Genomic DNA, 24,396 nt, shown 5'->3' on the forward strand with positions numbered 1-24,396 from the left:
TCGGATTGCCCAAAATCGCAAGAACACGCTAAACGTGTACTAGGTGCAATCAACTCGCCTAATAAACTATAGTCTTTGACAAAAGACGGTACTTTGTTATTTGAATCAGTTAAATTGCCGTGCGAAAGAGCCTGTCGGCTTTTACGTACCGCATTCGGGGCAGGTGAACACGACCCAAGTGCCTGACGTAATTTCGGAGACACTCGATGGCCAATATATATACCTACTCGGGCTATACGGATGCGGAAATGAATTTCGACGGTGGTTTCACCGAATTCACAGTTCCGACGTCAGCACCATCACTACAGATTCATATCGAAGATACGGATACAACGCTTTCGCGGCCTCAGTCCGGTGCGATGGCCTATATCTTCGATCCATCCACTGGAACCTATACCGACAGTGGTCAGGTTGAACTGGCAGTCGTCGACAGTTGGGCCGTTTCAGGTGGCTTCATCACGGTTTACGCGGTCGACATAGACGGCGATATCTACAACATCATCTCTGAAAGCGATCAGCAAGCCTACTCCGGCGAGACGGCTACATTCGATTCGGTGGTTGAAGGTTCGAGCGTCGCCTACGACGCCATCCCAAGCTGGGGTGAGACGCTGACAGGTGCCGAGGGCGGTCCCGCTATGGGCGGCGATGACGCAATCTACGGACTGGAGGGCGACGATTCCCTGCGCGGCTTGTCAGGCAACGACACCATTACCGGCGGGGATGGCAATGACAGCCTCGACGGCGCGGTCGGCAATGACAACCTATTTGGTGGGGCGGGCGATGACAGCGTGCTGGGGGGCGAGAACGACGATGTGGTCCAGGGCGGTGACGGCGACGATATCGTCTACGGCGATGGGTCGGATGTGCGCGATCCCAGCCAAGATGCCGCGACTTTCAACTTCAACCGCGCAAATGTGGATACGACGAATACCAGCGACAATGGCGACGCGAACGAGACCGTCGGCGAATCGATCACCTATGAAGCCGTGGCGACCACGGCCGAGGGCGTGGTCGTCGATGCGCGGTTCACCATCCTGTCGATAACCGAGTCCGACGGCACGACGCCCTCGGCGATGCCGGTTGATCTGAACAACAGCGACATGGGCGATCCCAACATCGTGATCCTGAACCTTGGGGCCACAACCACAGGCGGCCCCGGCGCGGTCTATGGCGGGCACAAGGCGGAGATCATCGTCGAATTCTTCGCGGCATCGGGTCCGAATACCGGCCAGCCCATCGCGCTCAACGGTACGTTCGTTTTCCGCGATCTGGATGAAACGGACCCGAACAACGGGCTGGACACCGATATCGAGCGGGTCACGGTCGCCACTTCGGAATTCACCAGCTACGAGGTCGCGACAAATACATCGGTCGATGTGCAGGACGACGCCAACAGTTTCACGTTCTCGGGCTCACGCAATAACGACCAGACCACCCTGACCGCCGTGGAGCAGGAGCAAAACCAGGTCGCACTGGACTTCGTGAACCGTGAGAGCTTTACCGTGACCCTTACGTCGCGGCGCGTGAACTCCGGCTTCACCTTCGATACGCGCAACTTCACCACCCCGACGACGATCGGCGATGCGAGTAACGAGGGCAACGATTATGTCAGCGGCGGCGCTGGCAACGACACCCTGTTCGGATCCTCGGGCACCGATACGCTGGATGGTGGAACCGGCAACGACCTGATCGACGCCGGAAACGATTCCGACACCATTCTGCTCAATGACGGGTTCGGCGCGGATACCATTCGCGGGTCCGAGGGCGGAACCGATCAGGATACACTGACCGCGATCGGTCTGTCGTCGAATGGCGTCGATGTCATTATCAGCGACTTTTCCAACGGGAACCTGACCGGCACAGCCGAGGAATCCGGTACGGGAGACGTCACCGAATTTTCCGAAATCGAAACGCTTGTGCTGTCGAACAACGACGACACCTACGATTCCACGGCCGTGGGTGCGGTAACCGTCGAAGGTCTGCAGGGTGACGACGCGATCACCACCGGATCGGGCAACGATACGATCTATGGCGGCAACGTGAACACTTCCACCGGGGGGGCCACAAGTTCGGGCAACGATACGATCAGCTCCGGTGCCGGCGACGATTACGTCTATGCGGGCGACGGTGCCGATCTGCTTATCGTCGGAACAGGCAATGACAGCATTCGCGGGCAGGCAGGCAACGATACGTTCCAGCTGGAAGACAACTTCGCCCAGGATACGCTGAGTGGGGATGGCGGAAACGATATCATCGACGCCTCCAATCTGACTGCGCATGGCATCGACGTCGTCTTCTCTGACGATAACAACGGTACGATCAGCGATCAGACGAACGCATCCGGTGAGTTCAGCTCGATCCGCGACTTCGTATTTTCCGAGCAGGCAGACAACGTCAACGCGGACAACATCGCCTCGAACGTGCGGGATCACGATCTGGCCGGGGGTGACGACAGTTACGATGCGGATGCAAGCACCGGCAACAGAAACGTGGATGGCGGCGCGGGCAACGATACGATCGTCACCGGTCTGGGCGATGACAACATCGTGGGCGGCGAAGGAAACGACAGCCTTCAGGGCAATTCGGGCGCGGATACGCTTTCCGGCGGCGCGGGCTCCGATACCCTGACCATGTTCGAAAACGATACGGCGACCGGCGGATTAGGAAACGACTTCTTCAACTTCGCAACGGGCGCATCCAGCGGGTCGGGCGGCGATACGATCGTCGCCACGGGTGGTGAGGATCCCGGCGACAGCGACATCGACACGCTGTCGCTGGCGGGTCTGACAAATCTTTCCGGCAACAGCCTTACCAAGAACGATATCACTTTCGTGAACGGCGATCCCGAGGCGGGCAGCTTCACGATGGAGGATGGCACCGTCGTCACCTTCAGCGAGATGGAGCGTGTGATCTGCTTCGATTCCGAGGCACGGATCATGACGCCAACAGGCCCCCGTGCCGCGGGAAAGCTGAAGCCGGGCGATCTGATCGTCACCCGCGATCACGGCCTGCAACCCGTGCGCTGGATGGGGCGGCGGACGGTCCGCGCTACCGGTGCGTTGGCCCCGATCCAGTTCGACGCAGGCGTATTCGGCAATCCCAACGTCCTGCGCGTGTCGCCGCAGCACCGGATGTTGCTGCGCGACAGTGCGCTGCGGCTGACCCACGGTGTCGATGAAATGCTGGTTGCCGCAAAGCATATGGTGAACGACACGACCATCCGTCAGATCAGCGGCGGCACCATCGAGTATGTGCACCTGATGTTCGACCGCCACGCCATTATCTTTGCCGAGGGGATCGAGTCCGAGAGCTTCCACCCCGGCGAAATGGGATATGAGGCGCTGGACCCCGCAGGTCGAAGCGAATTGTTCGCGCTGTTCCCGGAACTGGCCGTCAGCGGCCCTCAGGGCTACGGCCCATCATCGCGTGAGACGTTGAAACCCTGGGAAGTGCCTGCCAGCTTCGCGCGCAGCGCGTGAAAACCCCGCAGCACGTGCTGCGGAGCCTTCTATGATCCGTGAGTAGGCCCCGGAGCCCGGGGACGCCAAGCCCCTGCCGGTGAGGCGGGTCAGGAGATACAGCGCGCCGCAACTGTGAGGCGTGCCGCAGCCGTGCGGCGCGTCGCCTGCCCCGGTATTGCCGTGGCACGCAGTTGCATGACTGCCGAAAACTCTCGACCACGGCAAATGGGTTCACGGTAAATTTGTTCTGGCTAAATTTGTTCTGGCGAAGCTCTATCGTTCCGCGAAAGAGCCTGCGAAAAGGGAAGTGCACGATGGCGTGTGTTGTCCACCCATACGCTGCCACGATCGAGGATGAGCCATGACCACACTGGCCGACCGGACCCGAGACGCAATCGCGAAACTGCGCAGCATAGCCCCGGGCATGGTTCTGGCCATAACGGTCGCGCTGGCCAGTCTGTTCATTTCCGAGCATTACGGCGCACCCGCGATGCTGCTGGCGCTGTTGCTGGGCATCGCGCTCAATTTCCTGTCCGAAGACATCCGCTGCGGTCCCGGCGTCGAATTCGGCGCGCGGACGGTTCTGCGCTTCGGCGTGGCGCTGCTCGGCTTGCGTATCAGCTTTGACATGGCGCTCGAACTGGGTTGGCCGGTCGTCGCACTTGTTGTCGGGGGTGTTGTCGCGACCATCGGATTTGGCATGGCCGTGGCGCGGCTCTTCGGGTTCGGGCCGCGCTTTGCGGTCCTGTCCTCAGGCTCGGTTGCGATCTGCGGTGCGTCAGCCGCCCTGGCCATAGCCGCCGTGCTGCCGCAGAAGAAGAATGCCCAGGATCAGCTGGTGTTCACCGTGGTCGGCGTCACCATCCTTTCGACGATCGCGATGATCCTGTACCCGATCCTGGGATCGCTCGTGGCCCCTACCGACACCGTGATCGGCATCTATCTGGGGGCGACCATCCATGATGTGGCACAGGTCGTAGGGGCCGGATTCTCCGTATCCGACACGGCGGGTGAGACGGCGACCCTCGTCAAACTGATCCGGGTCGCGATGCTGGCCCCCGTGGTCGTGAGCATCGCCCTGATCGTGCGCAGCAGGCTGGGCCATTCGGCTGAGACGAGCGGTGAGGCGCAACCCGTCGTGCCGTTGTTTCTGATCGGTTTTATCGTTCTCGCCACATTGAATTCTTTGGTTGCCCTGCCCGAAATTGTGCTGTCACTGGCCGCCGACGGTTCGCGCACTCTGCTGCTGATCGCCATCGCCGCGGTGGGGCTGAAAACGGTGCCCAAAGACTTGCTGAAGGTCGGCAAGACCGCAGCCCTGCTGCTGGTGGTGGAAACGGTGTTTCTGGCGACGTTCACCGGGGTCGGCCTGATGGTGATCGGGGTGATCTGATCCAGCTTCATGTCGGGCCCATGTCCGGTTTCGGCCAAATGAACCGCTCGCCGCAATTCTGCTGGACACATGTCCAGATTATATGTTCACCTTCACATGAGCAGCAAAAAGACTGCGTCAAGGGAAGATGAAATTGCCATTCAATGCGTCATGTAACTACGTGATCGTGGGCGGTGGTTCTGCGGGGTATCCCCCTGCGGCACAGCTGTCCGGGGATCCTTTTGTGTCCGCCCGCCTGCCTGCTGGCAGCCGGGGTTGCGGATGTTCGACCGCTGCGGCCCAGATGCATCCGGTTCAGAAAATCCGCAGGGATCTGACGATCGTCAACGGCGCACATGTCACCGAAATTCCGACTGAAAAAACGCGCGCGACCGGTGCCGCCTGCGGCGCAACACCAACGCCCCCACAATCATGATCGCGGAACGGGCGGCGGGCCCGTTCCGTGGCACTACACCAGCTGCGATCGCAGCAGAATAAAGGAGAACAGTATGTTTGGAACAATGATGTATCAGGCGCTGACGACAGGTTCGCTGATCGATCACGCCGAGAAATATCACGCCGGAACCGAGATCGTTTCGGTCGAAACGGATGGCCAGATCACGCGGTCCAACTGGGGTGAGGTCGGGGTCAACGCGCGGCGGATGAAGGCCGCGCTGGACAAGCTGGGCGTGTCCGACGGTGCACGCTGCGCGACCATCGCCTGGAACAATCGCCGCCATCTGGAGCTTTACTTCGGGATCGGCAGCGGCGGGCGCGTGGTTCACACGATCAACCCGCGTCTGACCCCCGAACAGATGATCTATATCTTCAACCATGCCGGGGACGAAGTGCTGTTCGTGGACCGCACATTCCTGCCGATCGTGGCCAAGCTGGGTGAGCACCTGAAGACGGTGAAGCACTATGTCCTGATGGGCCCGCGTGATGAGGAAGCCGCCGCCATGGTCGAAGGGCTGCTGTTCTACGACGAGATGTTGGCTGAGAACGATCCGGTGCCCGAATGGCCGGACGTGGACGAAAACTCCCCCGTCGTTCTGTGCTATACCTCCGGCACGACCGGAAACCCCAAGGGCGTGCAGTATTCGCACCGCTCTCTTATTCTGCACACGATTGGCGGAAACCAGCCCGATGGGATGAGCATCGCCGCACGCGACGTTGTGATGCCGGTCGTGCCGATGTTCCACGTCAATGCCTGGGGCTCGACCTATATTGCCGCTGGCGTCGGGTCGAAACTGGTATTGCCCGGACCGAATCTGGACGGCGAAAGCCTCGTCCGGTTGATCGACTCCGAGAAGGTGACGATATCGCTGGGTGTGCCGACGATCTGGATGGGATTGCTGGCCGCGCTCAAGAGCACTGGCATCAAGCCCGACTCCATGAAGCGCACCGTGGTCGGTGGATCGGCGCTGCCGCCCTCCATGATCCGGGACTTCCGCGAAAAATATGGCGTCGAACTGATCCACGCCTGGGGAATGACGGAGACTTCGCCCCTCGGCACGCTGAACCAGATGCTCGAAAAGCACTCCGGACTCAGCGAGAGCGAGAAGTTCAAGCTGCGCGAAGGCCAGGGCCGCCCGCCGTGGGGTGTGGACGTGCGCATCGTCGATGCCGAGGGGAATGAACTGCCCCGCGACGGCAAAACGCAAGGTGAACTGCAAGTGCGCGGCCACTGGATCGTCGAAAGCTATTTCGGCCAGGAAAACCACGCCCTGACCGATGACGGTTGGTTCGATACCGGCGATGTGGCGACGCTGGACAGCGACGGCTATCTGGTCATTCGCGACCGCTCGAAGGACATCATCAAGTCCGGCGGGGAGTGGATCTCGACCGTTGAGCTGGAAAACATCGCGATTGCGCACCCCAAGATCGCCAACGCCGCCGCCATCGCTGCATATCACCCGAAATGGGATGAACGCCCCGTTGTGATTGCCGTCCCGGACGAAGGGGAAACGCCGACCGAGGAGGAAATCATCGCCTCCTACGACGGCAAGGTGGCCAGCTGGCAGGTCCCCGACAAGGTGATCTTCGTCGACGAACTGCCCATCGGTGCTACCGGAAAGGTGCTCAAGAACAAGCTACGTGAGACCTATGGCGACGTTCTGACGAAGGAGGCCTGACGTGAACAGGGTCACGATCGATATTCGCCCCGACCTTCGGGCCATTGATCGTGACCTTGATACTCTGCCGGCAACCGGGGCGCGTAGCTGCCTAATCAGCAGGCGACAGCGCGGCCCGGGCAGGCTGCTGGCCCGCGTACGGCGCCCTTGGGGGTTGTTGAAACCGGCGCCCATTTTCATCTACGCAGTGCGGGGGTGAGACTGGGGACATGGTCACATGAACAAGCTCGACAAGGTCAACCGCCTCGCAGCCAAGGCCGATGCCAAGGTCGCGAAGCGCGTCCGCAAGAAGGACGAGCTGGCAGACAGCGCGATAGCCGCACTAAAACAGCTCGGCTATGCCCGCACCAGCCTGCGTGACATCGCCGAACTGTCCGGCGTGGCCGTCGGCACGTTGCATTACTACTTCGATGACAAGGTCGATCTGATTGCCTACTGCGTGCGCCGCTATAAGGTGGGTTTCGTCGCGGAAATGCAGTCGATCCTGGCCGAGGACGCCCCGCCGGAGCGTCTGGCCGAGCGGTTCGTCAGCGGCCTCGCCCTGTCCATCCATCGCGAGGCGAAGACGCACAGGCTTTGGTATGATATCCGGTCTCAGGCCATGTTCGACCCCTCGTTCCACCAGATCGTGGAAGACATCGAAGCCGGGCTTGTGGAACTGGTCGAGGAGTTTCTGGAGCGAACCGGCCACACACATGTCGATGCCACCTCGATCTATCTGCTGCTGGACGCCGCATTCCGCTATCACCTGCAAAAGCTGCTGACGGATGACAGCACCGCACCTGCCGATTTCGAGGATCTGGTGATGGGCATGTTGAGGACCGTTTCAAGAGCAGCCCGGATCGGCCGGTAGCGCACTCCGCAGACGGGCAGACAGCATTTTGTCGCGAGCGCCCTGACATGGATGTTTTCGCTAAGGCGCATTGGCTGAGCGTCCTCGTTTAGGCTGCTTTCTCAACCATAACGTGTATGCCTGCGCAGTTATTCCTTGCTCCGCGCCCTCCCCGCTTTACCTGAAAAAACAACGACCAAGCTGGATGCTGCTTCCGGCTTCACAATCGGCGGGAAGGATTCGACATGGAAACTGAGCTTACCATCAATGGCACGCAGCATCGGCTGGACCTCGACGAGAGGACGACGCTGCTGGATGCCTTGCGCCATCATCTGGGCCTGACGGGCAGCAAGAAGGGCTGCGACCATGGGCAATGCGGGGCCTGTACGGTGATGGTGAACGGGCAGCGGATCAATTCCTGCCTTACCCTCGTCTGCATGCATGACGGCGACGAGGTGACCACGATCGAGGGCCTTGGCCAGCCGGGAAACCTCAGCCCCCTGCAACAGGCCTTTGTTGCCGAGGACGGTTTTCAATGCGGCTATTGCACACCCGGTCAGATCTGTTCGGCCACCGCGATGCTGCAGGAAATCGCGAACGGTTGGCCCAGCCATGTCACTGATGACCTCGACAGCGCGCCGGATCTGACGACCGAGGAAATCGCGGAACGGATGAGCGGCAACCTCTGCCGTTGTTCAGCCTATCCCAACATCGTGGAAGCAATCCGCAAGGCCGCGAAGGAAAGCGTATGAGACCGTTCGACTATACCCGCGCCGAAACCAGCGAAGACGCCACGCGGCAGGCGGCCAGCGGGGCAACCTTCATCGCCGGCGGCACCAATCTGCTGGACCTGATGAAACTGGAGGTGATGGCACCCGGATCGCTGATCGACATCAACCGGCTCGACCTTGGCAGGATCAAGCGGACAGATGACGGCGGCTTGCGGATCGGGGCGCTGGTCACGAACAGCGACTTGGCGAATAATTCTGACGTGCGCCGCAACTGGCCGGTCCTGAGCCGGGCCCTGTTGGCAGGCGCCAGCGGCCAGTTGCGCAACAAGGCGACCACGGGCGGCAACCTGCTGCAACGCACGCGGTGCCTGTATTTCTATGACCGCGCCATGGCCTGTAACAAGCGTAAACCGGGCAGCGGCTGTGCCGCGCGCGACGGGTTCAATCGTATGTTGGCCGTGCTCGGCACGTCGGAGCATTGCATCGCCACCCATCCCAGCGACATGGCCGTGGCCATGCGCGCGCTCGACGCGCAGGTGGAAACGTTGAGGCAGGACGGGGAAACCCGACAGTTGATGCTGGATGAGTTGTACTTGCTGCCCGGCGACCGGCCCGACCGTGAGACGGTGCTGGAGCCCGGCGAACTGATTACCGCGGTCGTCCTGCCCGCACCCGTCGAAGGTCGCCAGACCTACCGCAAGGTGCGCGATCGCGCGTCCTATGCATTCGCTCTCGTTTCGACCGCGGGCATCGTCGCGGTGGAGGATGGGCGCATCAGCCGCGCCGATCTGGCATTTGGCGGACTGGCGCCAAAACCTTGGCGCAATGCGCAGGTCGAGGACCTGCTGGTGGGTGAGGTCCCGTCCGAATCCCTGTTCGGCAAAGCCGCCGACCTGCTGCTGGCCGAGGCACGCGGTTTTGGCGCAAATGATTTCAAGATCCCCCTCACGCGGCGCACTCTGGTGTCGGTGCTAACGGAACTGACCCAGGAGGCAAGCGCATGACCGAGTCTTTCAAGATGGACGCCCCGGTCACGGACCGACGGCTCGATGACATGGTGCAGGGACTGGTCGGCGCACCGCTCGACCGGCCCGAGGGGCCGTTGAAGGTAACGGGCCAAGCGACCTACGCCAATGAATGGCAGGTCGAAGGCATGGTCCATGGCGTGATGGTTCGCGCGCCGGGCAACAGCGGGCATGTCGTGCTGACCAATCGGGATGTGGTTGCGGCTATGCCCGGCGTGCTTTCTGTCATTCAGGACGATCGTCTGTTGCGCAATCCGGCGCAGGGCACGGCGAACGAAGCGCCCATTCAGGGACCACATCACGCAGCCTATATGGGCCAGTTGATCGCCGTGGTTGTGGCCGAAAGCTTTGAGCAGGCACGCCATGCCGCGCAGTGTTTGCAGGTAACGCTGGAAAACGCCGAAGTGGTGGCGGTCGATCCCGATACCGCAGCGCTCGAACCGCAGGAGGGCCAAGCGCTCGACCAGGGGGACCTGGACGCGGCGATGCGTGATGCGGCCTACGCGGTCGATGTAACCTATACTACACCCTCGCATTCCAGCGCGGCGATGGAGCCGCATGCCTCGATCGCGTCATGGGAGGGGGAGGATCTGACCCTGCGCGGCAGCTATCAGATGCTGAAATACAATCGCAATGAACTCGCGGATTCATTGGGCATCCATCCCGACCGCGTGCGCGTCCTCTCCCCCTATGTCGGCGGTGGTTTCGGCTCCAAACTGGGCCTCTCGCCCGAGGCGGTGGCGGCGGCCATAGCGGCAAGGGAGGTCGGACGTCCGGTATCGGTCGCATTGCAGCGCCAGCAGGTTTTCGAGGCAACGATGCGTCGGTCTGAGACCCGCCAGCGCATCCGCCTTGCCGCCGATGCGGAGGGCCGTTTGACCGGACTGGGCCATGACGCGCGGATATCGAACCTGCCCGGGGAAACATTCGCCGAGCCGGTCCTGCAAGCCTCGCACTTCCTCTATTCGGGTCAGAACCGCCGGATGTCGATGGATCTGGCGCGCCTGCACAGGCTTTGTGCGGGGTCGGTGCGCGCCCCGGGTGAGGCCGTGGGCGTAACCGTTCTGGAAAGCGCCATGGACGAGCTGGCCTATAAAATCGGCATGGATCCCGTCGAACTGCGCCGTCGCAATATACCGGACAAGGATCCTGAAAGCGGCAAGGCGTTCTCCTCCCGCCGGTTCCGCGAAGCGCTGGACAGCGGGGCGGAGGCCTTCGGCTGGGCAGATCGCCCCGGCGTCAAGGAACGACGCGAAGGCGAATGGCTGATCGGCTACGGCATGGCCTCGGCTGCGCGGGTGAATGTGCTGATGGAATCCCAGGCGCGTGTCAGCCTGACACCGCAGGGCAAGGCCGTGGTCCAGACGGACATGACCGATATCGGGACGGGTACATATGCCATTCTGGGACAAATTGCCGGTGAGATGCTGGGGCTGCCGCGTGAGGACGTGGAGGTGGTTCTGGGCGACACCGACCTGCCGCCTTCGTCAGGCTCCGGCGGGTCGTGGGGAGCATCCTCAAGCGGCACGTCCGTCTACCTCGCCTGCCAGGCGATCCGCAGGCAATTGGCCGAGCGGTTGCAGGTCAGCGAACCCGACCTGACATTGAAAGACGGCAGCGCGACCTTCGACAATCGAACCCGATCCCTGGTCGAAATCCTGCAAGGCGATGAAATCGTCAAGCTGGGCCATGTTCAACCCGGCGATACATCGCAAGCCGTCAGGCAGGCGACTTTCGGCGCCTATTTTGCCGAGGTTGCCGTGCACGCAGCCTCGGGTGAGACGCGGGTGCGGCGGATGCATGGCAGCTTCGCGGCGGGCAGGATATTAAATGCCAAGACGGCACGATCGCAGTGTCTGGGGGGCATGATCTTCGGCATTGGCATGGCGTTGGAGGAAGAACTGGCCTTTGACCCGCGCGACGGCCATGTGGCGAACCACAATCTGGCGGAGTACCACATTCCCGTGAACGCGGACGTGCCGCAGATGACCGTCGAGTTGCTGGAGGAACGCGACGATTGGGCCAACCCGATGCAGGCCAAGGGGATCGGGGAGCTGGGCATCTGCGGTGCCGCCGCCGCGATCGTCAACGCGATCCATAATGCGACGGGCGTGCGGGTGCGCGACTATCCCGCAACGCTGGACAAGGTGATTGCCGGAATGTGACCTGTGCCGGCGGGGTGGCCGAACCTACCCCGCCGGCCACCTCACTATGAAACCGCACGATCTGCCAGGTACAGGCCTTCAATCGTTGTGGAAAAGCTCTGAATCCTCGACGACCTTTTGCGCCAGAAGCAGACTGCATCCCAGCGTGTCGCCCAGCCCCGCCGCGACCGAGCGGCTCATCCAGCGGGTCCAGAACCCCTGCTGGTGATGCCCGATGACGACCAGATCTGCCCCGATTGCATTCGCGACCTGTGTGATTTTTGCGACGGGATCTCCGAACTCCATATGAACCTCGGGCGACAGCCCCATGCCGGATAGCCTTCGATAGCCTTCGTCGAGTATCTCCTTGAAATCGGTTTGCTGCTGGGCGAGCGCGCCGACATCCGCAGCGTGCGCCAGCGCGCTGCCCGCACCCGTTTCAACCACCGCCAGCAGGATCACCGCGGCGCCTGTGATCTGGGCCAGCCGCGCGCCCTCTCGCAGTGCCAGCCGACCCTCGCGAGAGCCATCGAAACACAGCAAAATCTTCTTGTACATTGGGTGAATCTCCGGTTCCGCATTGGCCCTTGCAATATGATTGAGATCACACTAATTAGCCTTGCATCTATTAGCAAGCTATTGAAAGTTGATGAGCGATGCAGAACGACATCGAGGCTCAGGAGCCTTTTACGCGCTCGCTGATCTCCTCGGCGCGTATGTGGAGACGCTATCTCGATCTGGTGTTTCGTGACCTCGAACTGTCGCAGGCACGGTGGAGCGTTCTGTTCGAGCTGTCGCAAAATGAAGAGGTTACGCAGGTTGAACTGGCGCGCACTCTGGGAATTGAGGCCGCAACACTGGTTCGCCAGCTGGACGGGCTTGAGGATGCCGGTCTGATCGAACGCCGACCTTCGGCCACCGACAGGCGGGCAAAGACGCTCCACCTGACGAAGGCGGCATATCCTCTCATCGAGAAGATGGAAGAGATGTCAGCGACCAGCCGCACGGAAATTCTTGAGGGTATCTCCCAGCAGGATCTGCGTATTGCAACAAAAATCCTGAGCCGCATCACGGCCAGATTGGAGAATTTGAGCAGTGGCGAAAATTGATAATATGAAAACGGATGCGGGCGAAGCAGGCACGGATACTCCTGTGCCGCCCACCCCACGCAGAAGAAGCCGCACGAGATGGATCAAACTGATTGTGATCGCCGGCGTAGTTGCTGCGGCCATCTGGCTGGCCGCCCCTGGGCTGATCGCGCGATTCACGCAGGTGCACATCAACGACGCCCGGATCACAGCCAATGTCGTCACCGTATCCAGCGAGGTTTCCGGTCGCGTCACGGCGATTTCGGTGCTGGTGGGGGACACCGTCGAGCAGGGTGACCTGATCGCGTCCATCGACCGCGAATATTCGCAGCCGCAGCTTGACGCCGTCCTGTCCACACTTGCCGCAACCGATGCGCAGTTGGAAGAGCTTCAGGCACGCAGGGTGCTGCTCGAAAGGCAGTTGTCCGCACGGCGGGATGCGGCTCTGGCCGGGATAGCCGCCGCGGATGCAAACCATGAGGCATCACTCGCCGTATTGACGAATGCCCGCGCCCGTCAGGAGAGGGCGATCAAACTTACCGAGCAGAATATCACGTCGCAGCAAACCCTGGACGAGACCCAGGCCGCGCTGGATACCGCCGCCCAGCAGGAACGCGCCGCGTTCGCAGCAATCGAAAGCGCCCGTGCCAGTCTGGCCATCGTTGAGGCCGACGGGGAGCAGATAAACGTGCTGGAATCCCAGATCGCGTCCGTTCTCGCCCAGCGCACGGGAACCGAGGCAGACCGCAGCCTGAAGGAGATCGACCTCGCACACCGCATGATCACGGCCCAGTTCGACGGCCTTGTCGATGCGACCTTTGTCGATGTCGGTGAGTATGTGACGCCCGGCACGCGCATCGCGATGTATCACGCGCCGAATGACGTCTGGATCGACGCAAACGTCAAGGAGACCGATTACGGCAGGATCCATGTCGGATCGCCCGCGACCATCACCGTTGATGCCATTCCAGACCGGACATTCGAGGGGGAGGTGATCGGCATGGGCGGCGCGGCGACGAGCCAGCTTGCGCTTCTGCCCAGCCCCAACCCCTCGGGCAACTTCACGAAAGTGACCCAGCGCCTGCCGATCCGTGTGTCGATCGACGCTGACGGCATCGAACTCAGGCCCGGCATGATGGTTGAGGTCTATGTCGATGTCACAGATTGATCGTTACTTCGAACGTTACGGCTCCGCCTACAAGTGGTTCGCGACCGGAACGATCATGATCGCAACCATCTCGGTCGTGCTGTCCACCACGATCGTCAACGTCGCCATTCCGGCTGTCATGGGGGCATTCGGCATCAGCGCGGTACAGGCGCAATGGATCTCCACCGGTTTTCTGGCCGCCATGACCGCCACGATGCTGCTGGCCGATTGGGCCAACCGTGCCTTCGGAATGCGGCTGACGTTGAGCGCGTCGATGGGCGTGTTTCTGGCGGGGTCCGTCCTTGGGGGCGTCGCGCCGAACGAGACGGTTTTGACGCTGGCGCGCGTGGTGCAGGGGGCTGCGGCGGGTGTCGTTCAACCGTTGGCCATGATCATGCTGTTCAAGGTCTTTCCGCCTGACAAGCGCGGCGCAGCCATGGGGATCTACGGCGTTGGCGTCGTTCTGGCACCGGCGCTGGGTCCGTGGATCGGGGGCGTGCTTATGGATGCGTTCGATTGGCGTTTCGTCTTCTACCTTGGCCTGCCCTTCGCCGGCCTGGCCATCTTGCTGTCAAACATATTCCTGCCCACGCGTGAGGAAAGCGGGCCGATGCCGCCCTTCGACTTTGTCGGGGTGTCGATCCTGTCGATCTTTCTGGCGGTGCTGCTCAGCACGCTGACGAACGCTCAGCGTCTGGGATGGGATTCCAATGTCATCCTGTCCGGCTTCACGATTTCCGTGGTTTCGGCCATCTCCTTCATCGCCTGGGAGATGTATACCGCCAAGCCGATGCTCGACATGCGGCTTTTCAAGAATTTCGCCTTCTCCTCCGCTTCGGTCATTGCCTTTATTATGGGGGCGGGGCTGTTCGGGTCCACCTATCTGCTGCCGGTCTTCGTACAGCAGATTCAGGGCATGACACCGACGCAGGCGGGCCTTCTTCTGATGCCCTCGGGCTTTGCGATGCTGCTGGTTTTCCCGATTGCGGGCCGGTTGTCAGACAAGGTGTCTGCGCCGATCATGATCGCTATCGGGATGGCGGTCTTTGCCGGGTCCTCCTGGTTGATGGCAAGCGCAAATGTCCATACGGCGTTCTGGACGCTGGCGTGGTGGACGGTCCTGTCGCGGGTGGGGCTGGGGCTGGTGTTTCCCGCCATTTCGTCAGGCGCGCTCAAGGTTTTGCCGGTGCATCTTCTGGGTCAGGGTTCGGGGGCGTCCAACTTCATCCGGCAACTTGGCGGTGCCTTCGGGGTGAACCTTCTGAGCGTGTTCATCGAACGGCGCACGATCATGCACGCGGATGCCTTTGCCGCGACCCAGACCAGCGACAACTTCACGACGATGGAGCTGTTGGGCAAGGTGGCCGGTCTCCTTCACACCTCGGGATTGCCGGACTCCCAGCTTATGCCGGCCGCGGCATCGTTCCTGGGCCAGACGGTGATGATCCAGTCCTCGAACGCGGCATTCCAGGACGGATTCCTGGTCGTATGCGGTATATTCCTGCTCGCGCTGATCCCGACATGGTTCATGTGGCGCGCGCCTTCCTCCGGCGGATAGCTGCGATTCAAGGGTTTTCGATGAACCTTGCGACCTCCTCCGACAGCGACATCAGATAGGTGGAACGGTCAGGATGCGTGTCCACCATACCCGGCGGAAGTTCATTCATGTACGTGAAGTGCCCGGCTTCATCATCAATGTGGACGTTAATAGCCACCTGACCGTTCAACGCCGACTTCAGGAACAGCGCCTGGTCGGGTGGCGTAATGGTATCCTTCGCACCGATCCATACCTCAATCGGTGTGCGGACATCATGAACCGCGCCAGGTCTGCGGAAAAAGTCCGTTGGCGGTGCAAACAGCGCTAGGCCACGAAACGCGACCAGTCGTTTTGCCGCAAACCGTTCACCGGCGAGCGTTTCCCCCCTGCCCCCGGCCATGGCGAGCAAGACCACAGCCCCTATGGAGTGACCAATTCCCATGAGAGGAAGCGTTCCGAGAGCATGACGCTGGATCGCGGCATCCATAATCTCGATCCGCGCGTCCAGCTCCGCCTTGCCGGGCACAGCAGTCTTGAGCATTTCAAAATGAGGCGCGACAATCCTGTTTCCACGACGGGCCAGAGCGGTCAAGAAAGGCAGGTGGCGCATCGGATGACCACCGCGCCCGGCCGCGAACATAACTATGCTCTTTGGATTATCCGCCTCAATGACGGTCGCGATCGGACTGTTTTGCATCGGCGGATCAATCTTCAATCTTTCAGAATGATAGAAGTCGAACCGGCTTGGCACAACACAGCCATCGGTCAACATTTGCGTAGCATCGTTCAGACGGGGCCTGCACTTCTTTAGTTGACTAAATTTGTCAGGTAACAGACACAGACGTGGTTGCGACATGCAACATTGAACAATAGGAGAGACCCATGCAGCTCATCAAGCGCGCACAGGGCCTCTGCCTCGCCTCCGCAGCCATCGCGATCGCTATCGCGTCAGCAACGCCCGCCACAGCAGAGACCATCAGCGTAACCGACGTAGCCGGACGCAAAGTCACAGTTGAAAGCAATCCCGAACGGATCGTTCTGGGTGAAGGGCGGATGATCTATTCGCTGGCACTGCTGGACAGTGAAAACCCATTTGAACGGGTCGTCGGCTGGAAAGACGACATGATCAACTATGACCCGGATGCCTAGCGTAAATACGAAGCTGCTTTCCCGGAAGCCGCCGATATCGCCCGTCTGGGCAGCCCCTACGCGGATGAATGGAACCTGGAATCGGTTATTTCGCTTGGAACCGAGGTGGTCTTCATGAATCTTGGCAACCTGTTGAAAGCACAGGAAAGTGGCATCATCGGCAAGCTGGATGAGGCCGGTATCGCAACGGTTTCATCGATTTCCGTCAGGATCCAACGGCAAATACCGTGCCCAGCCTGCAATTGATGGGCCGTATTCTGGATCGGCGTGACGAAGCAGACGAATTTACGGATTTCTACACCGCGCAGATGGCCAGCATCTATCAAGTCGTTGACCAAATCCCCATCGAAGACCGCCCAGTCGTCTTTATCGAACGTGCAGCTGGATACAGTCCGAACGAGTGCTGCAATACCTTTGGTGCCACGAATCTCGGACGACTTGTCGATCTGGCGGGTGGGCTGAACTGGGGCTCGCAAAGATTCCCCGGCTTCGGAGGCGATGTCAGCCTCGAAGCGGTTTTCGCAGAGGATCCCGATGTAATCATCGGTACCGGCGCGAACTGGGCCGAGGCGAACCCGGCAACCCAGGCTGTTCTGTTCGGCTATGATGCGACACCCGAAGCGGTTCAGGAGCGGCTGGCGGCCCTTGCAGCCCGTCCCGGTTGGCCCGAATTATCGGCGGTGAAGAAAGGTGATTATCTGGGACTACCGTCTGCCTGTTGCCCTGACCGCCGTGATCGTCGGCGGACTGCTGGCCGTGGCGGGGGCGCAGATGCAAACCATCCTGAACAACCCGCTTGCTGAACCGTTCACGCTGGGCGTGTCATCCGCCGCCAGCTTCGGTGCCGCGCTGGCCATCGTGTTGGGGTGGAGCATCCTGCCGGTTGTCGGATCGCTCGTGGTTACCGCAAACGCATTCATGTTTGCACTGATGACCTGCGGCATCATTCTGTTCGCAACCCGGCTCAAGGGCGTGGGGTCTGAAACCATGATTCTGTTCGGGATAGCGATCTTCTTCTCGTTTTCGGCGTTGCTCGGCCTGATGCAATACATGGCGCCGGAGGATCAGATCTCGCGGATCGTGTTTTGGATGATGGGATCATTGGGCCGCGCAAGTTGGGAGAAAATCGCCTTGGGTGCGCTGTTGCTGGCGGTTGTCATCCCGTTCGGCCTGATTCGCAGCTGGCAGATGACCGCGCTACGCATGGGCGAGGATACGGCCCGCAGCATGGGCGTTGATGTCGCGCGCCTGCGGATCGAAATGCTGGTCATGGTGTCTATATTGGCCGCAACCGCAGTGGCTTTCGTCGGCACCGTGGGTTTCGTCGGGCTGGTCGGACCCCATATCGCCCGCATGATCGTGGGAGAGGACCAACGGTTCTTCCTGCCGCTTTCCGCGATGGTCGGCGCGCTGGTGTTGTCACTGACATCAATCATATCGAAATCCATCACGCCTGGGGTGATTTACCCTATCGGCATCATTACCGCGCTGATCGGGGTGCCGGTGTTCCTGTCGATCATCCTGTCAACACACAAGAGGAGCCTGTCATGAGACTGATAATAGAGAACATATCCGCAGGGTACGGGCGCGTTGAGGTATTGCATGACGTGACTGTGGCGCCGATTCCACCGGGTCAGTTTGTCGGATTGATCGGCCCGAATGCGTCAGGAAAATCGACCCTGTTCAAGGCGCTGGCCGGGGTGCTGCGGCCCAGCGCCGGCACGATCCGTTTTGATGGTATCGACCTTTGCAGCCTAAACCGACGCGACCGTGCCCGTCAGATCGCGTACATGCCGCAAGCCTACGGATGCAACGCCATCCTGACAGTCTATGAAAGCGTGCTGCTGGCCTTCAAACAAACGACGGGCTGGCGCGTGCACGCTGATAACCTCGATCGCGTTTCGCACACATTGTCGGTCCTGAACCTGTCGCATCTGGCAAGCCGGGGTCTGAGAAATCTAAGCGGTGGACAGGCCCAGATGGTTGCGGTGGCCCAGACCCTCGTTCGAGATCCCGACATCGTGCTGCTGACGAACCCACAAGCGCGCTTGATCTGCATCATCAGCTTTCCATTCTGTCTTCGGTGCGGCACGAAATGCAGCGGCGTGGCACCATCGTCATGGCGGCGTTGCATGACCTCAACCTTGCCGCTGAGTTCTGTGATCGTATCATCCTGATCCGCAACGGCAAAATCGTGGCTGACTGCGCTCCATGTGAAATTCTTGCGTTGCCCGAGATCGGACAGACCTACAGAGTTGAAACCACATTGGAGCATACGAACCGCGGCTCTCTATATGTGGATGCCATGCTTGCCGACCAGATCGAAGTCTGCGACCGTTGAACAGATCTTTGCTACAGAATAGCAGCCATGCGGGCGGGTTTCATCCATCCCAAAGCCGCCGGCAAGCGGTATCGACGGCTGCGTGCAGCGCCAGCGTCAACACCGCCAGGACAATCAGCGCGGCGAACATCAGGTCGATTTTCGCACGTCCGTTCGCCAACAGCATCAGATAGCCCAGCCCTTGGGATGCCCCGACCCATTCGCCGATGATCGCGCCGATGGGGGCATAGACAGCGGCGAGCCGCAGACCCGAGGCGAAGCCCGGCATCGCCGCAGGCACACGGACACGCCAGAGTATACGACCCGGCGTGGCGTTCATCACATGGGCAAGCTCCAGCCAGCCGCGCGGCGTTCGCATCAGCGCATCAAAGAAAGCCGAGGTGACCGGAAAATAAATGATGAGGAGCGCCATCGCGACCTTGGACCAGAGTCCGTAGCCCAGCCACAACGTCAGGATCGGGGCGAGAGCGAAGACCGGTATCGCCTGACTGAAGACGAGCATCGGGCGCAGCAGGGACCGCGCCAGCGGTGAGGCCGCCAGCGCGATAGCCGAGGCAAAGCCAGCCGCTGCACCCAGCCCGAGGCCGAGGAGAACCTCGATGGCCGTGACGATCGCGTGCTCGGCAATCAGCGCGCGGCTGGTCCACAACGTCGAAAAGACGAGACGCGGGCCGGGCAGGATGAACCGGGGCAGTTCACCCCACGTGACGACGGCCTGCCAACCCGCCAATGCCAATAGCGTTACCGCCAGAATGCGAAGGGTTGATTTCACTCTGCCTCCATCAGCATTCGCAGCAGACGCCCCTGAAATTCGAGTGTTTCTGGCGCGTCGTAGCGGCGCGGGATCGGACTGTCCGGCGGGGGTACGGAGGCGACGCCGCCCCGCGTCATCAGCAGCACATGATGGCCAAGGCGCGCGGCCTCGGCTGTGTCGTGGGTGACGTGAAGGACAGTGCGCCCAGCCAGCACTTCGGCAGACAGGTCCTGCATAAGGGCCCGCGATCTGGCGTCGAGAGACGAGAACGGCTCATCCAGCAGCACGACCGGGCGATCCTCCATCAGCGTGCGGGCCAGCGCCACACGCTGCCGCTGTCCCCCCGATAGCGCATTCGGCCGCTTGCCCGCGTGACCGGCCAGCCCGACGCGTTCCAGCACCTGCCGCGCGCGATCCTGCTGAGTTTTTTGCCCTCGCAAGCGCGTGCCTAAAGTGACATTTGCGGTGAGGTCCAGCCACGGCATCAGCAAGTCGCTCTGCGCCATCAATGCCACGCGGCCAGACAACGGTGCACCGTCACCGGCTGAGGCCTCACCCAGAAAGAGGAGCTCATCGCCAAGTCCCGCGAGCAAACGCAAGACGGTCGATTTTCCCACGCCCGAGGGGCCGAGCAGGCAGGTCCATTCCCCGGCAGGCGCCACGAACGAAAGCGGCCCGAAGATCGCCGTGCCGTCGATCGTTGCGCGACCGGCCATGTTCAGCGCGGGCGCGGTGCTCATGCGCTGAGGCCCATGCCCCAGAAATCGACCTCAAGCCGGGTCGCCATCTCGAAACGAGCGCACAGCCGGGGCCAGCGCGGACTGCTTTCCGGCTCCTCCCCCAGACGCCGCGCGGTCGCCGCGTCGATCAGCGCACCCACCTCGCGGCACGTGTGCTGATATTCGGCGCCCGCATAGGTCGTGATCCAGTCGGCATACGGGGTCTCGCCCGCCTGCGCCGCCAGCCGCGTGCCGATCTCGCCATATCCCAGCACGCACACAGCCAGCGCCGCCATCAGGTCGAGGAAATCGCCCGAATGGCCGGCATCGAGCACATAGCGTGTATAGGCCAGGTTCTGCGGTGCCTCGCGGGCTGCGAAAAGCTGGGCCTCAGAGATACCCTCGGCTGCGCAAGTCTCGATATGCAGCTGCAATTCCCCGTCCAGCAGCGCGTGAACCGTGGCGGCGCAAGCCCGCATTTCCTCCGGCGTCTCCGCCTTGGTCACGGCCAGCGCCCACGCGCGGGAGAAGTGGATGAGGAACAGGTAATCCTGCACCAGATAGCGCAGGAACGCCTCACGCGGAAGCGTGCCGTTCCCCAACCCCTTCACAAAGGCATGGCGGGTGTAATCGTCCCATGTCTGGCCCGCCGCCGCGCGCCAGAGGGGAAAAATCGCACCGTAACTCATTGCGCGCCCAGATCGATCGCCAGATCGGAGACGGGGCGCGTGCCCTCAATCAGGCCAGCCTCAGCCAGGAAGGCCTCAAAGCGGGCATAACGCCCCGCGTCCAGCGCCTCGGGGCGCAGGGCAAAGCGGGGCAGCGTGTCGCCCCAGGCCCGCTCGTTCAACTCGTCCTGCAATTCGGCCGAGGTCGAGGAGAAGACCTCCCAGCTTTCCTGCGGATAATTGACGATAAACTGCGTCGCCTTCTCCGTCGCGGCGAGGAAACGGCGGATCATTTCCGCATCCATCGTGTCAGGGTTGGCGACATAGATCAGCTCATCATAGGTCGGCACGCCTTCGGATTCGGGATAGAAGCAACGACCCGACACACCCTCGATATCCATCTGATTGAGCTCGAAATTGCGAAACGCACCGATCACCGCATCGACCTGACCCGACATAAGCGCGGGTGAGAGCGACCAGTTGACGTTGATCAGTTCGACATCGTCCATCCCGAGGTCCGCCTGCCCCAGCATCGTCGACAGCAGCGCCTCCTCAAACCCCGAGACGGAGAATCCGATCTTGCGACCTTCGAGATTCGCGATCTGCTCGATGGGGCCGTCCTCCAGCACCAGAAGACAGTTGAGCGGTGTCGCGACCAGAGTGCCCACCCGGATCAGCGGCATGCCCTCGGCCACCTGAAGGTGCAGTTGCGGCTGATAGGAAATGGCGAGGTCGGCGGCACCGGCTGCAACCATCTTGGGCGGATCGGCGGGGTTGGCGGGGGCGATGATCTCGACCTCCAGCCCCATATCGTCAAAGTAGCCACGTTCCTGCGCGACGACGATAGGCCCGTGATCGGGGTTCACGAACCAGTCGAGCATGACGGTCATCCGGTCCTGCGCGACCGTCGGCGTGGCCGCAAGAAGGAGGAGAGTGGTCAGTAAGGTCTTCATGGAGTTTCTCCGGTAGGGTCGCCAAGGGCGACAAGGCATATTTCTCCGTCCCAGACGGAGGCGAGCCGTTCGGCGGCAGCCCAGGCTCGCAGGCCCGAACGGCAGCACAGCACCGCGCGTTGGCCGACGGCGGGAACAGGCCCGCCCGCGCCCAGAGCGGTTGTGGTCAGGCGATGGGCGGCGGGGCGAACCAGCGGGGCCTCCTCCTCGGAACGCAGGTCAACGAGGAAATCGCCCTCGGCAATCTCGGACGGGGCGAGAAAACGCGGCTGTCGATCCGGCTCAGGCGCGCCGGAAAACTGAAAGCCGCCGAAGCGGAACGAGCGTGCGTCGAAGGTGACGAGCCTGCCCAGGGGCGCGGGTTCCATACGCCCCAAAAGCGCCAGCGCCATCTGCGCCTGAAGCCCGCCGATAACCCCCACGATTGGGCCCAGCACACCGTCCTCGGCGCAGGAACCCATGTGTCGCGGCATATCCGGGAAGACGGCACGCAAGCTGGGCGCCCCCCCGCAAAAGGCACCGGCATAGCCATCCAGACCGATCACCGATCCGCTGACCAACGGCAACCCGGAGGCGTGGCACCTGTCGGACAGGATATAGCTCGCCGCAAAATTGTCGGCGCAGTCGATAACCAGATCGACACCCTCGCAAAGCATGCCGTCATTGGCCGGATCCAGCGTCGTGACGATCGGCTCGACAACGCAATCCGGATTGAGCGCCCTGACCGCCGCCGCCGCCGCATCGGCCTTGGGCCGGCCGATATCGGATTGCGCAAACAGCGTCTGCCGGTGCAGGTTCGTCACCTCCACCCGGTCGGGATCGACCAGACGAATGCGCCCGACACCAGCACCGCCGAGATATTGCAGCACGGGCGCGGCCAACCCCCCGGCCCCTATGATCAGCACGTGCGCCTGCCGCAGGAGGCTGTCACCCCCCTTGCCGAGTTCGGGGACCGCGATCTGACGGGCATAACGGCTCATCTTGTCGCCTCGATCCACTGCCGCAGGCGGCGCTCGGGATCCTTGTTCAGGGTGATGTCCGTGACCGCCGAGACGATGTCGGCGCCCGCCTTGTAGGCACCCGCCGTTCGCTCAACACTCATCCCGCCGATGGCCACGAGGGGCAGATCACCGATACGGCGCTTCCATTCCGTGACGCGGTCCAGGCCCTGACGCTCCCACTTCATCTTCTTGAGGATCGTCGGATAGACCGGGCCGAGCGCGATATAATTGGGCTCCAATGAAAGCGCGCGGTCGAGTTCGGCATGATCATGCGTGCTGATGCCCAGCTTCAGCCCGGCCCGGCGGATGGCGGGAAGATCGGCAATATCGAGATCTTCCTGCCCCAGATGCACCCAGTCGCAGCCTTCGTCGATGGCAAGTCGCCAATGGTCGTTGACCACCATCACCGCGCCATGTGCCCGGCACAGCGCCTGCGACCGCGCCAATGCGGCCCTCAGATCAGGCTCCGCCATGTCCTTGATCCGCAGTTGCACCAACTTCACGCCGAGCGGCAACATGCGCTCCAGCCAGTCGGGGCCATCGAAAATCGGGTAAAAACGGTCGAGTGTCATTCCAGAAACGCCATTCCAATCACCGGGGTTGAAGGTGCCGCCATGTCGCGCGGCTCCATCGGGTCGGCCTCGAACGCCAGCCGTCCGGCCTGAACCGCGCGGGCGAACCCCTCCGCCATACGGGCGGGATCGCCGGCCTTGGCGACCGCAGTGTTCAACAACACCGCGTCGAACCCCATCTCCATCGCCATCGCCGCCTGGCTGGGCAGGCCGAGGCCCGCGTCCACGACCATCGGCACTTGCGGAAACTGGGCACGAAGCGTGCGCAGACCGTAGATATTGGTCAGCCCCAGACCGGTGCCGATCGGTGCGCCCCAGGGCATCAACACCTCGCACCCCGCGTCGAGCAGGCGCCCAGCGAGCACCACATCCTCGGTCGTGTAGGGAAAGACCTGGAATCCCTCATCGGTCAGGATGCGCGCAGCCTCGACCAGTCCGAACGGGTCGGGTTGAAGCGTGTCGGCGTGGCCGATCACCTCAAGCTTGATCCAAGGCGTATCGAACAGTTCGCGCGCCATCTGCGCCGTTGTGACGGCCTCTCGCACGGAATGGCAACCTGCGGTGTTCGGCAAAAGCGTCACCCCCAAATCGCGCACCAGATCCCAGAAGGCCGCGCCCGCCCTTTCGTGCCCCGCCTCACGCCGAACAGAAACGGTCGCGATCCCGGCGGCGGAGCGGCGGAACGCCTCCGTCAGAACGGCGGGTGAGGGATACTGCGCGGTGCCCAGCATCAGGCGCGACGCGATCTCGGTTTCATAAAGTCGCAT

24 protein-coding genes are annotated in these 24,396 nt (G+C 61.7%); 15 read left to right on the top strand and 9 right to left on the bottom strand.

Going from position 1 to position 24,396, the window contains the following annotated elements; genetic code table 11:
- Positions 1-206: 206 nt before the first annotated feature.
- The 7 genes from G8E03_RS12670 to G8E03_RS12700 all read left to right on the top strand — a co-directional run bounded on the left by G8E03_RS12670 (position 207) and on the right by G8E03_RS12700 (position 11,721).
- Positions 207-3,479: a Hint domain-containing protein gene (locus G8E03_RS12670; protein ID WP_166192506.1), complete on the top strand. Its 3,273-nt coding sequence runs from the start codon at positions 207-209 to the stop codon at positions 3,477-3,479.
- 343 nt (positions 3,480-3,822) lie between these two features.
- Entirely contained in the window at positions 3,823-4,854 is a 1,032-nt protein-coding gene (locus tag G8E03_RS12675) for a YeiH family protein (RefSeq protein WP_166192508.1), read from the top strand.
- Between the two features lie 488 nt (positions 4,855-5,342).
- Positions 5,343-6,968, top strand: coding sequence for a long-chain fatty acid--CoA ligase (locus G8E03_RS12680; RefSeq protein WP_166192511.1), 1,626 nt, complete (start codon positions 5,343-5,345; stop codon positions 6,966-6,968).
- A gap of 217 nt (positions 6,969-7,185) precedes the next feature.
- Complete coding sequence (locus G8E03_RS12685) at positions 7,186-7,821, top strand: TetR/AcrR family transcriptional regulator (RefSeq protein WP_166192514.1); 636 nt, start codon at positions 7,186-7,188, stop codon at positions 7,819-7,821.
- Positions 7,822-8,045: 224 nt separating this feature from the next.
- Positions 8,046-8,552, top strand: a complete 507-nt coding sequence (locus tag G8E03_RS12690) for a 2Fe-2S iron-sulfur cluster-binding protein (protein WP_166192517.1) — start codon at positions 8,046-8,048, stop codon at positions 8,550-8,552.
- Complete coding sequence (locus tag G8E03_RS12695) at positions 8,549-9,535, top strand: FAD binding domain-containing protein (protein ID WP_166192520.1); 987 nt, start codon at positions 8,549-8,551, stop codon at positions 9,533-9,535. The genes G8E03_RS12690 and G8E03_RS12695 overlap by 4 nt, the downstream gene beginning before the upstream one ends.
- Complete coding sequence (locus G8E03_RS12700; protein WP_166192523.1) at positions 9,532-11,721, top strand: xanthine dehydrogenase family protein molybdopterin-binding subunit; 2,190 nt, start codon at positions 9,532-9,534, stop codon at positions 11,719-11,721. Before G8E03_RS12695 ends, G8E03_RS12700 begins: the two co-directional genes overlap by 4 nt.
- 78 nt (positions 11,722-11,799) lie before the next feature.
- On the opposite strand, the gene G8E03_RS12705 is transcribed toward G8E03_RS12700, so the two are convergent.
- A complete protein-coding gene (locus tag G8E03_RS12705) occupies positions 11,800-12,258 on the bottom strand; it encodes a universal stress protein (protein WP_166192526.1) in 459 nt (152 codons plus the stop codon).
- 98 nt (positions 12,259-12,356) lie between these two features.
- On the opposite strand from G8E03_RS12705, the gene G8E03_RS12710 reads away from it, so the two are divergent.
- The 3 genes from G8E03_RS12710 to G8E03_RS12720 all read left to right on the top strand — a co-directional run bounded on the left by G8E03_RS12710 (position 12,357) and on the right by G8E03_RS12720 (position 15,493).
- Positions 12,357-12,809: a MarR family transcriptional regulator gene (locus tag G8E03_RS12710; RefSeq protein WP_166192529.1), complete on the top strand. Its 453-nt coding sequence runs from the start codon at positions 12,357-12,359 to the stop codon at positions 12,807-12,809.
- A 94-nt stretch (positions 12,810-12,903) separates the two neighbouring features.
- On the top strand, positions 12,904-13,956 hold the full coding sequence (locus G8E03_RS12715; protein WP_240910353.1) for an HlyD family secretion protein: 1,053 nt from the start codon (positions 12,904-12,906) through the stop codon (positions 13,954-13,956).
- Positions 13,943-15,493: a DHA2 family efflux MFS transporter permease subunit gene (locus G8E03_RS12720; RefSeq protein ID WP_240910354.1), complete on the top strand. Its 1,551-nt coding sequence runs from the start codon at positions 13,943-13,945 to the stop codon at positions 15,491-15,493. The genes G8E03_RS12715 and G8E03_RS12720 overlap by 14 nt, the downstream gene beginning before the upstream one ends.
- 7 nt (positions 15,494-15,500) lie before the next feature.
- Here G8E03_RS12720 and G8E03_RS12725 read toward each other — a convergent pair whose 3' ends face one another.
- On the bottom strand, positions 15,501-16,244 hold the full coding sequence (locus G8E03_RS12725; protein WP_166192535.1) for an alpha/beta hydrolase: 744 nt from the start codon (positions 16,242-16,244) through the stop codon (positions 15,501-15,503).
- A gap of 110 nt (positions 16,245-16,354) precedes the next feature.
- On the opposite strand from G8E03_RS12725, the gene G8E03_RS17340 reads away from it, so the two are divergent.
- The 5 genes from G8E03_RS17340 to G8E03_RS12740 all read left to right on the top strand — a co-directional run bounded on the left by G8E03_RS17340 (position 16,355) and on the right by G8E03_RS12740 (position 18,798).
- Positions 16,355-16,621, top strand: coding sequence for a hypothetical protein (locus G8E03_RS17340; protein WP_205793116.1), 267 nt, complete (start codon positions 16,355-16,357; stop codon positions 16,619-16,621).
- Positions 16,622-16,735: 114 nt separating this feature from the next.
- Positions 16,736-16,867, top strand: coding sequence for a hypothetical protein (locus G8E03_RS17595; RefSeq protein ID WP_283811443.1), 132 nt, complete (start codon positions 16,736-16,738; stop codon positions 16,865-16,867).
- Entirely contained in the window at positions 16,867-17,424 is a 558-nt protein-coding gene (locus G8E03_RS17345; protein WP_240910355.1) for an ABC transporter substrate-binding protein, read from the top strand. Before G8E03_RS17595 ends, G8E03_RS17345 begins: the two co-directional genes overlap by 1 nt.
- Positions 17,312-18,172 carry a FecCD family ABC transporter permease gene (locus G8E03_RS12735; protein WP_240910356.1) on the top strand — a complete coding sequence of 287 codons (861 nt, stop codon included), beginning with the start codon at positions 17,312-17,314 and terminating at the stop codon, positions 18,170-18,172. Before G8E03_RS17345 ends, G8E03_RS12735 begins: the two co-directional genes overlap by 113 nt.
- Positions 18,169-18,798 carry an ABC transporter ATP-binding protein gene (locus G8E03_RS12740; RefSeq protein ID WP_205793126.1) on the top strand — a complete coding sequence of 210 codons (630 nt, stop codon included), beginning with the start codon at positions 18,169-18,171 and terminating at the stop codon, positions 18,796-18,798. The genes G8E03_RS12735 and G8E03_RS12740 overlap by 4 nt, the downstream gene beginning before the upstream one ends.
- 204 nt (positions 18,799-19,002) lie before the next feature.
- On the opposite strand, the gene G8E03_RS12745 is transcribed toward G8E03_RS12740, so the two are convergent.
- From G8E03_RS12745 to G8E03_RS12775, 7 genes are read right to left on the bottom strand one after another with little or no spacing between them, the layout of a single operon-like run.
- The gene (locus G8E03_RS12745) at positions 19,003-19,734 is read right to left on the bottom strand and encodes an ABC transporter permease (RefSeq protein WP_166192538.1); all 732 of its coding nucleotides are present in this window, start codon (positions 19,732-19,734) and stop codon (positions 19,003-19,005) included.
- Positions 19,731-20,456 (bottom strand): ABC transporter ATP-binding protein, encoded by a 726-nt coding sequence (locus G8E03_RS12750; RefSeq protein ID WP_166192541.1) that lies wholly within the window; start codon positions 20,454-20,456, stop codon positions 19,731-19,733. The genes G8E03_RS12745 and G8E03_RS12750 overlap by 4 nt, the downstream gene beginning before the upstream one ends.
- A complete protein-coding gene (gene tenA, locus G8E03_RS12755) occupies positions 20,453-21,124 on the bottom strand; it encodes a thiaminase II (RefSeq protein ID WP_166192544.1) in 672 nt (223 codons plus the stop codon). Before tenA ends, G8E03_RS12750 begins: the two co-directional genes overlap by 4 nt.
- Positions 21,121-22,056, bottom strand: coding sequence for an ABC transporter substrate-binding protein (locus G8E03_RS12760; RefSeq protein ID WP_166192547.1), 936 nt, complete (start codon positions 22,054-22,056; stop codon positions 21,121-21,123). Before G8E03_RS12760 ends, tenA begins: the two co-directional genes overlap by 4 nt.
- Positions 22,053-23,036 (bottom strand): HesA/MoeB/ThiF family protein, encoded by a 984-nt coding sequence (locus G8E03_RS12765; RefSeq protein WP_166192550.1) that lies wholly within the window; start codon positions 23,034-23,036, stop codon positions 22,053-22,055. The genes G8E03_RS12760 and G8E03_RS12765 overlap by 4 nt, the downstream gene beginning before the upstream one ends.
- Entirely contained in the window at positions 23,033-23,629 is a 597-nt protein-coding gene (locus tag G8E03_RS12770) for a thiamine phosphate synthase (RefSeq protein ID WP_166192553.1), read from the bottom strand. Before G8E03_RS12770 ends, G8E03_RS12765 begins: the two co-directional genes overlap by 4 nt.
- Positions 23,626-24,396, bottom strand: a complete 771-nt coding sequence (locus G8E03_RS12775; protein WP_166192556.1) for a thiazole synthase — start codon at positions 24,394-24,396, stop codon at positions 23,626-23,628. Before G8E03_RS12775 ends, G8E03_RS12770 begins: the two co-directional genes overlap by 4 nt.

Origin of the sequence: Pontivivens nitratireducens (assembly GCF_011290545.1) — a bacterium.
Classification (GTDB): domain Bacteria; phylum Pseudomonadota; class Alphaproteobacteria; order Rhodobacterales; family Rhodobacteraceae; genus Pontivivens; species Pontivivens nitratireducens.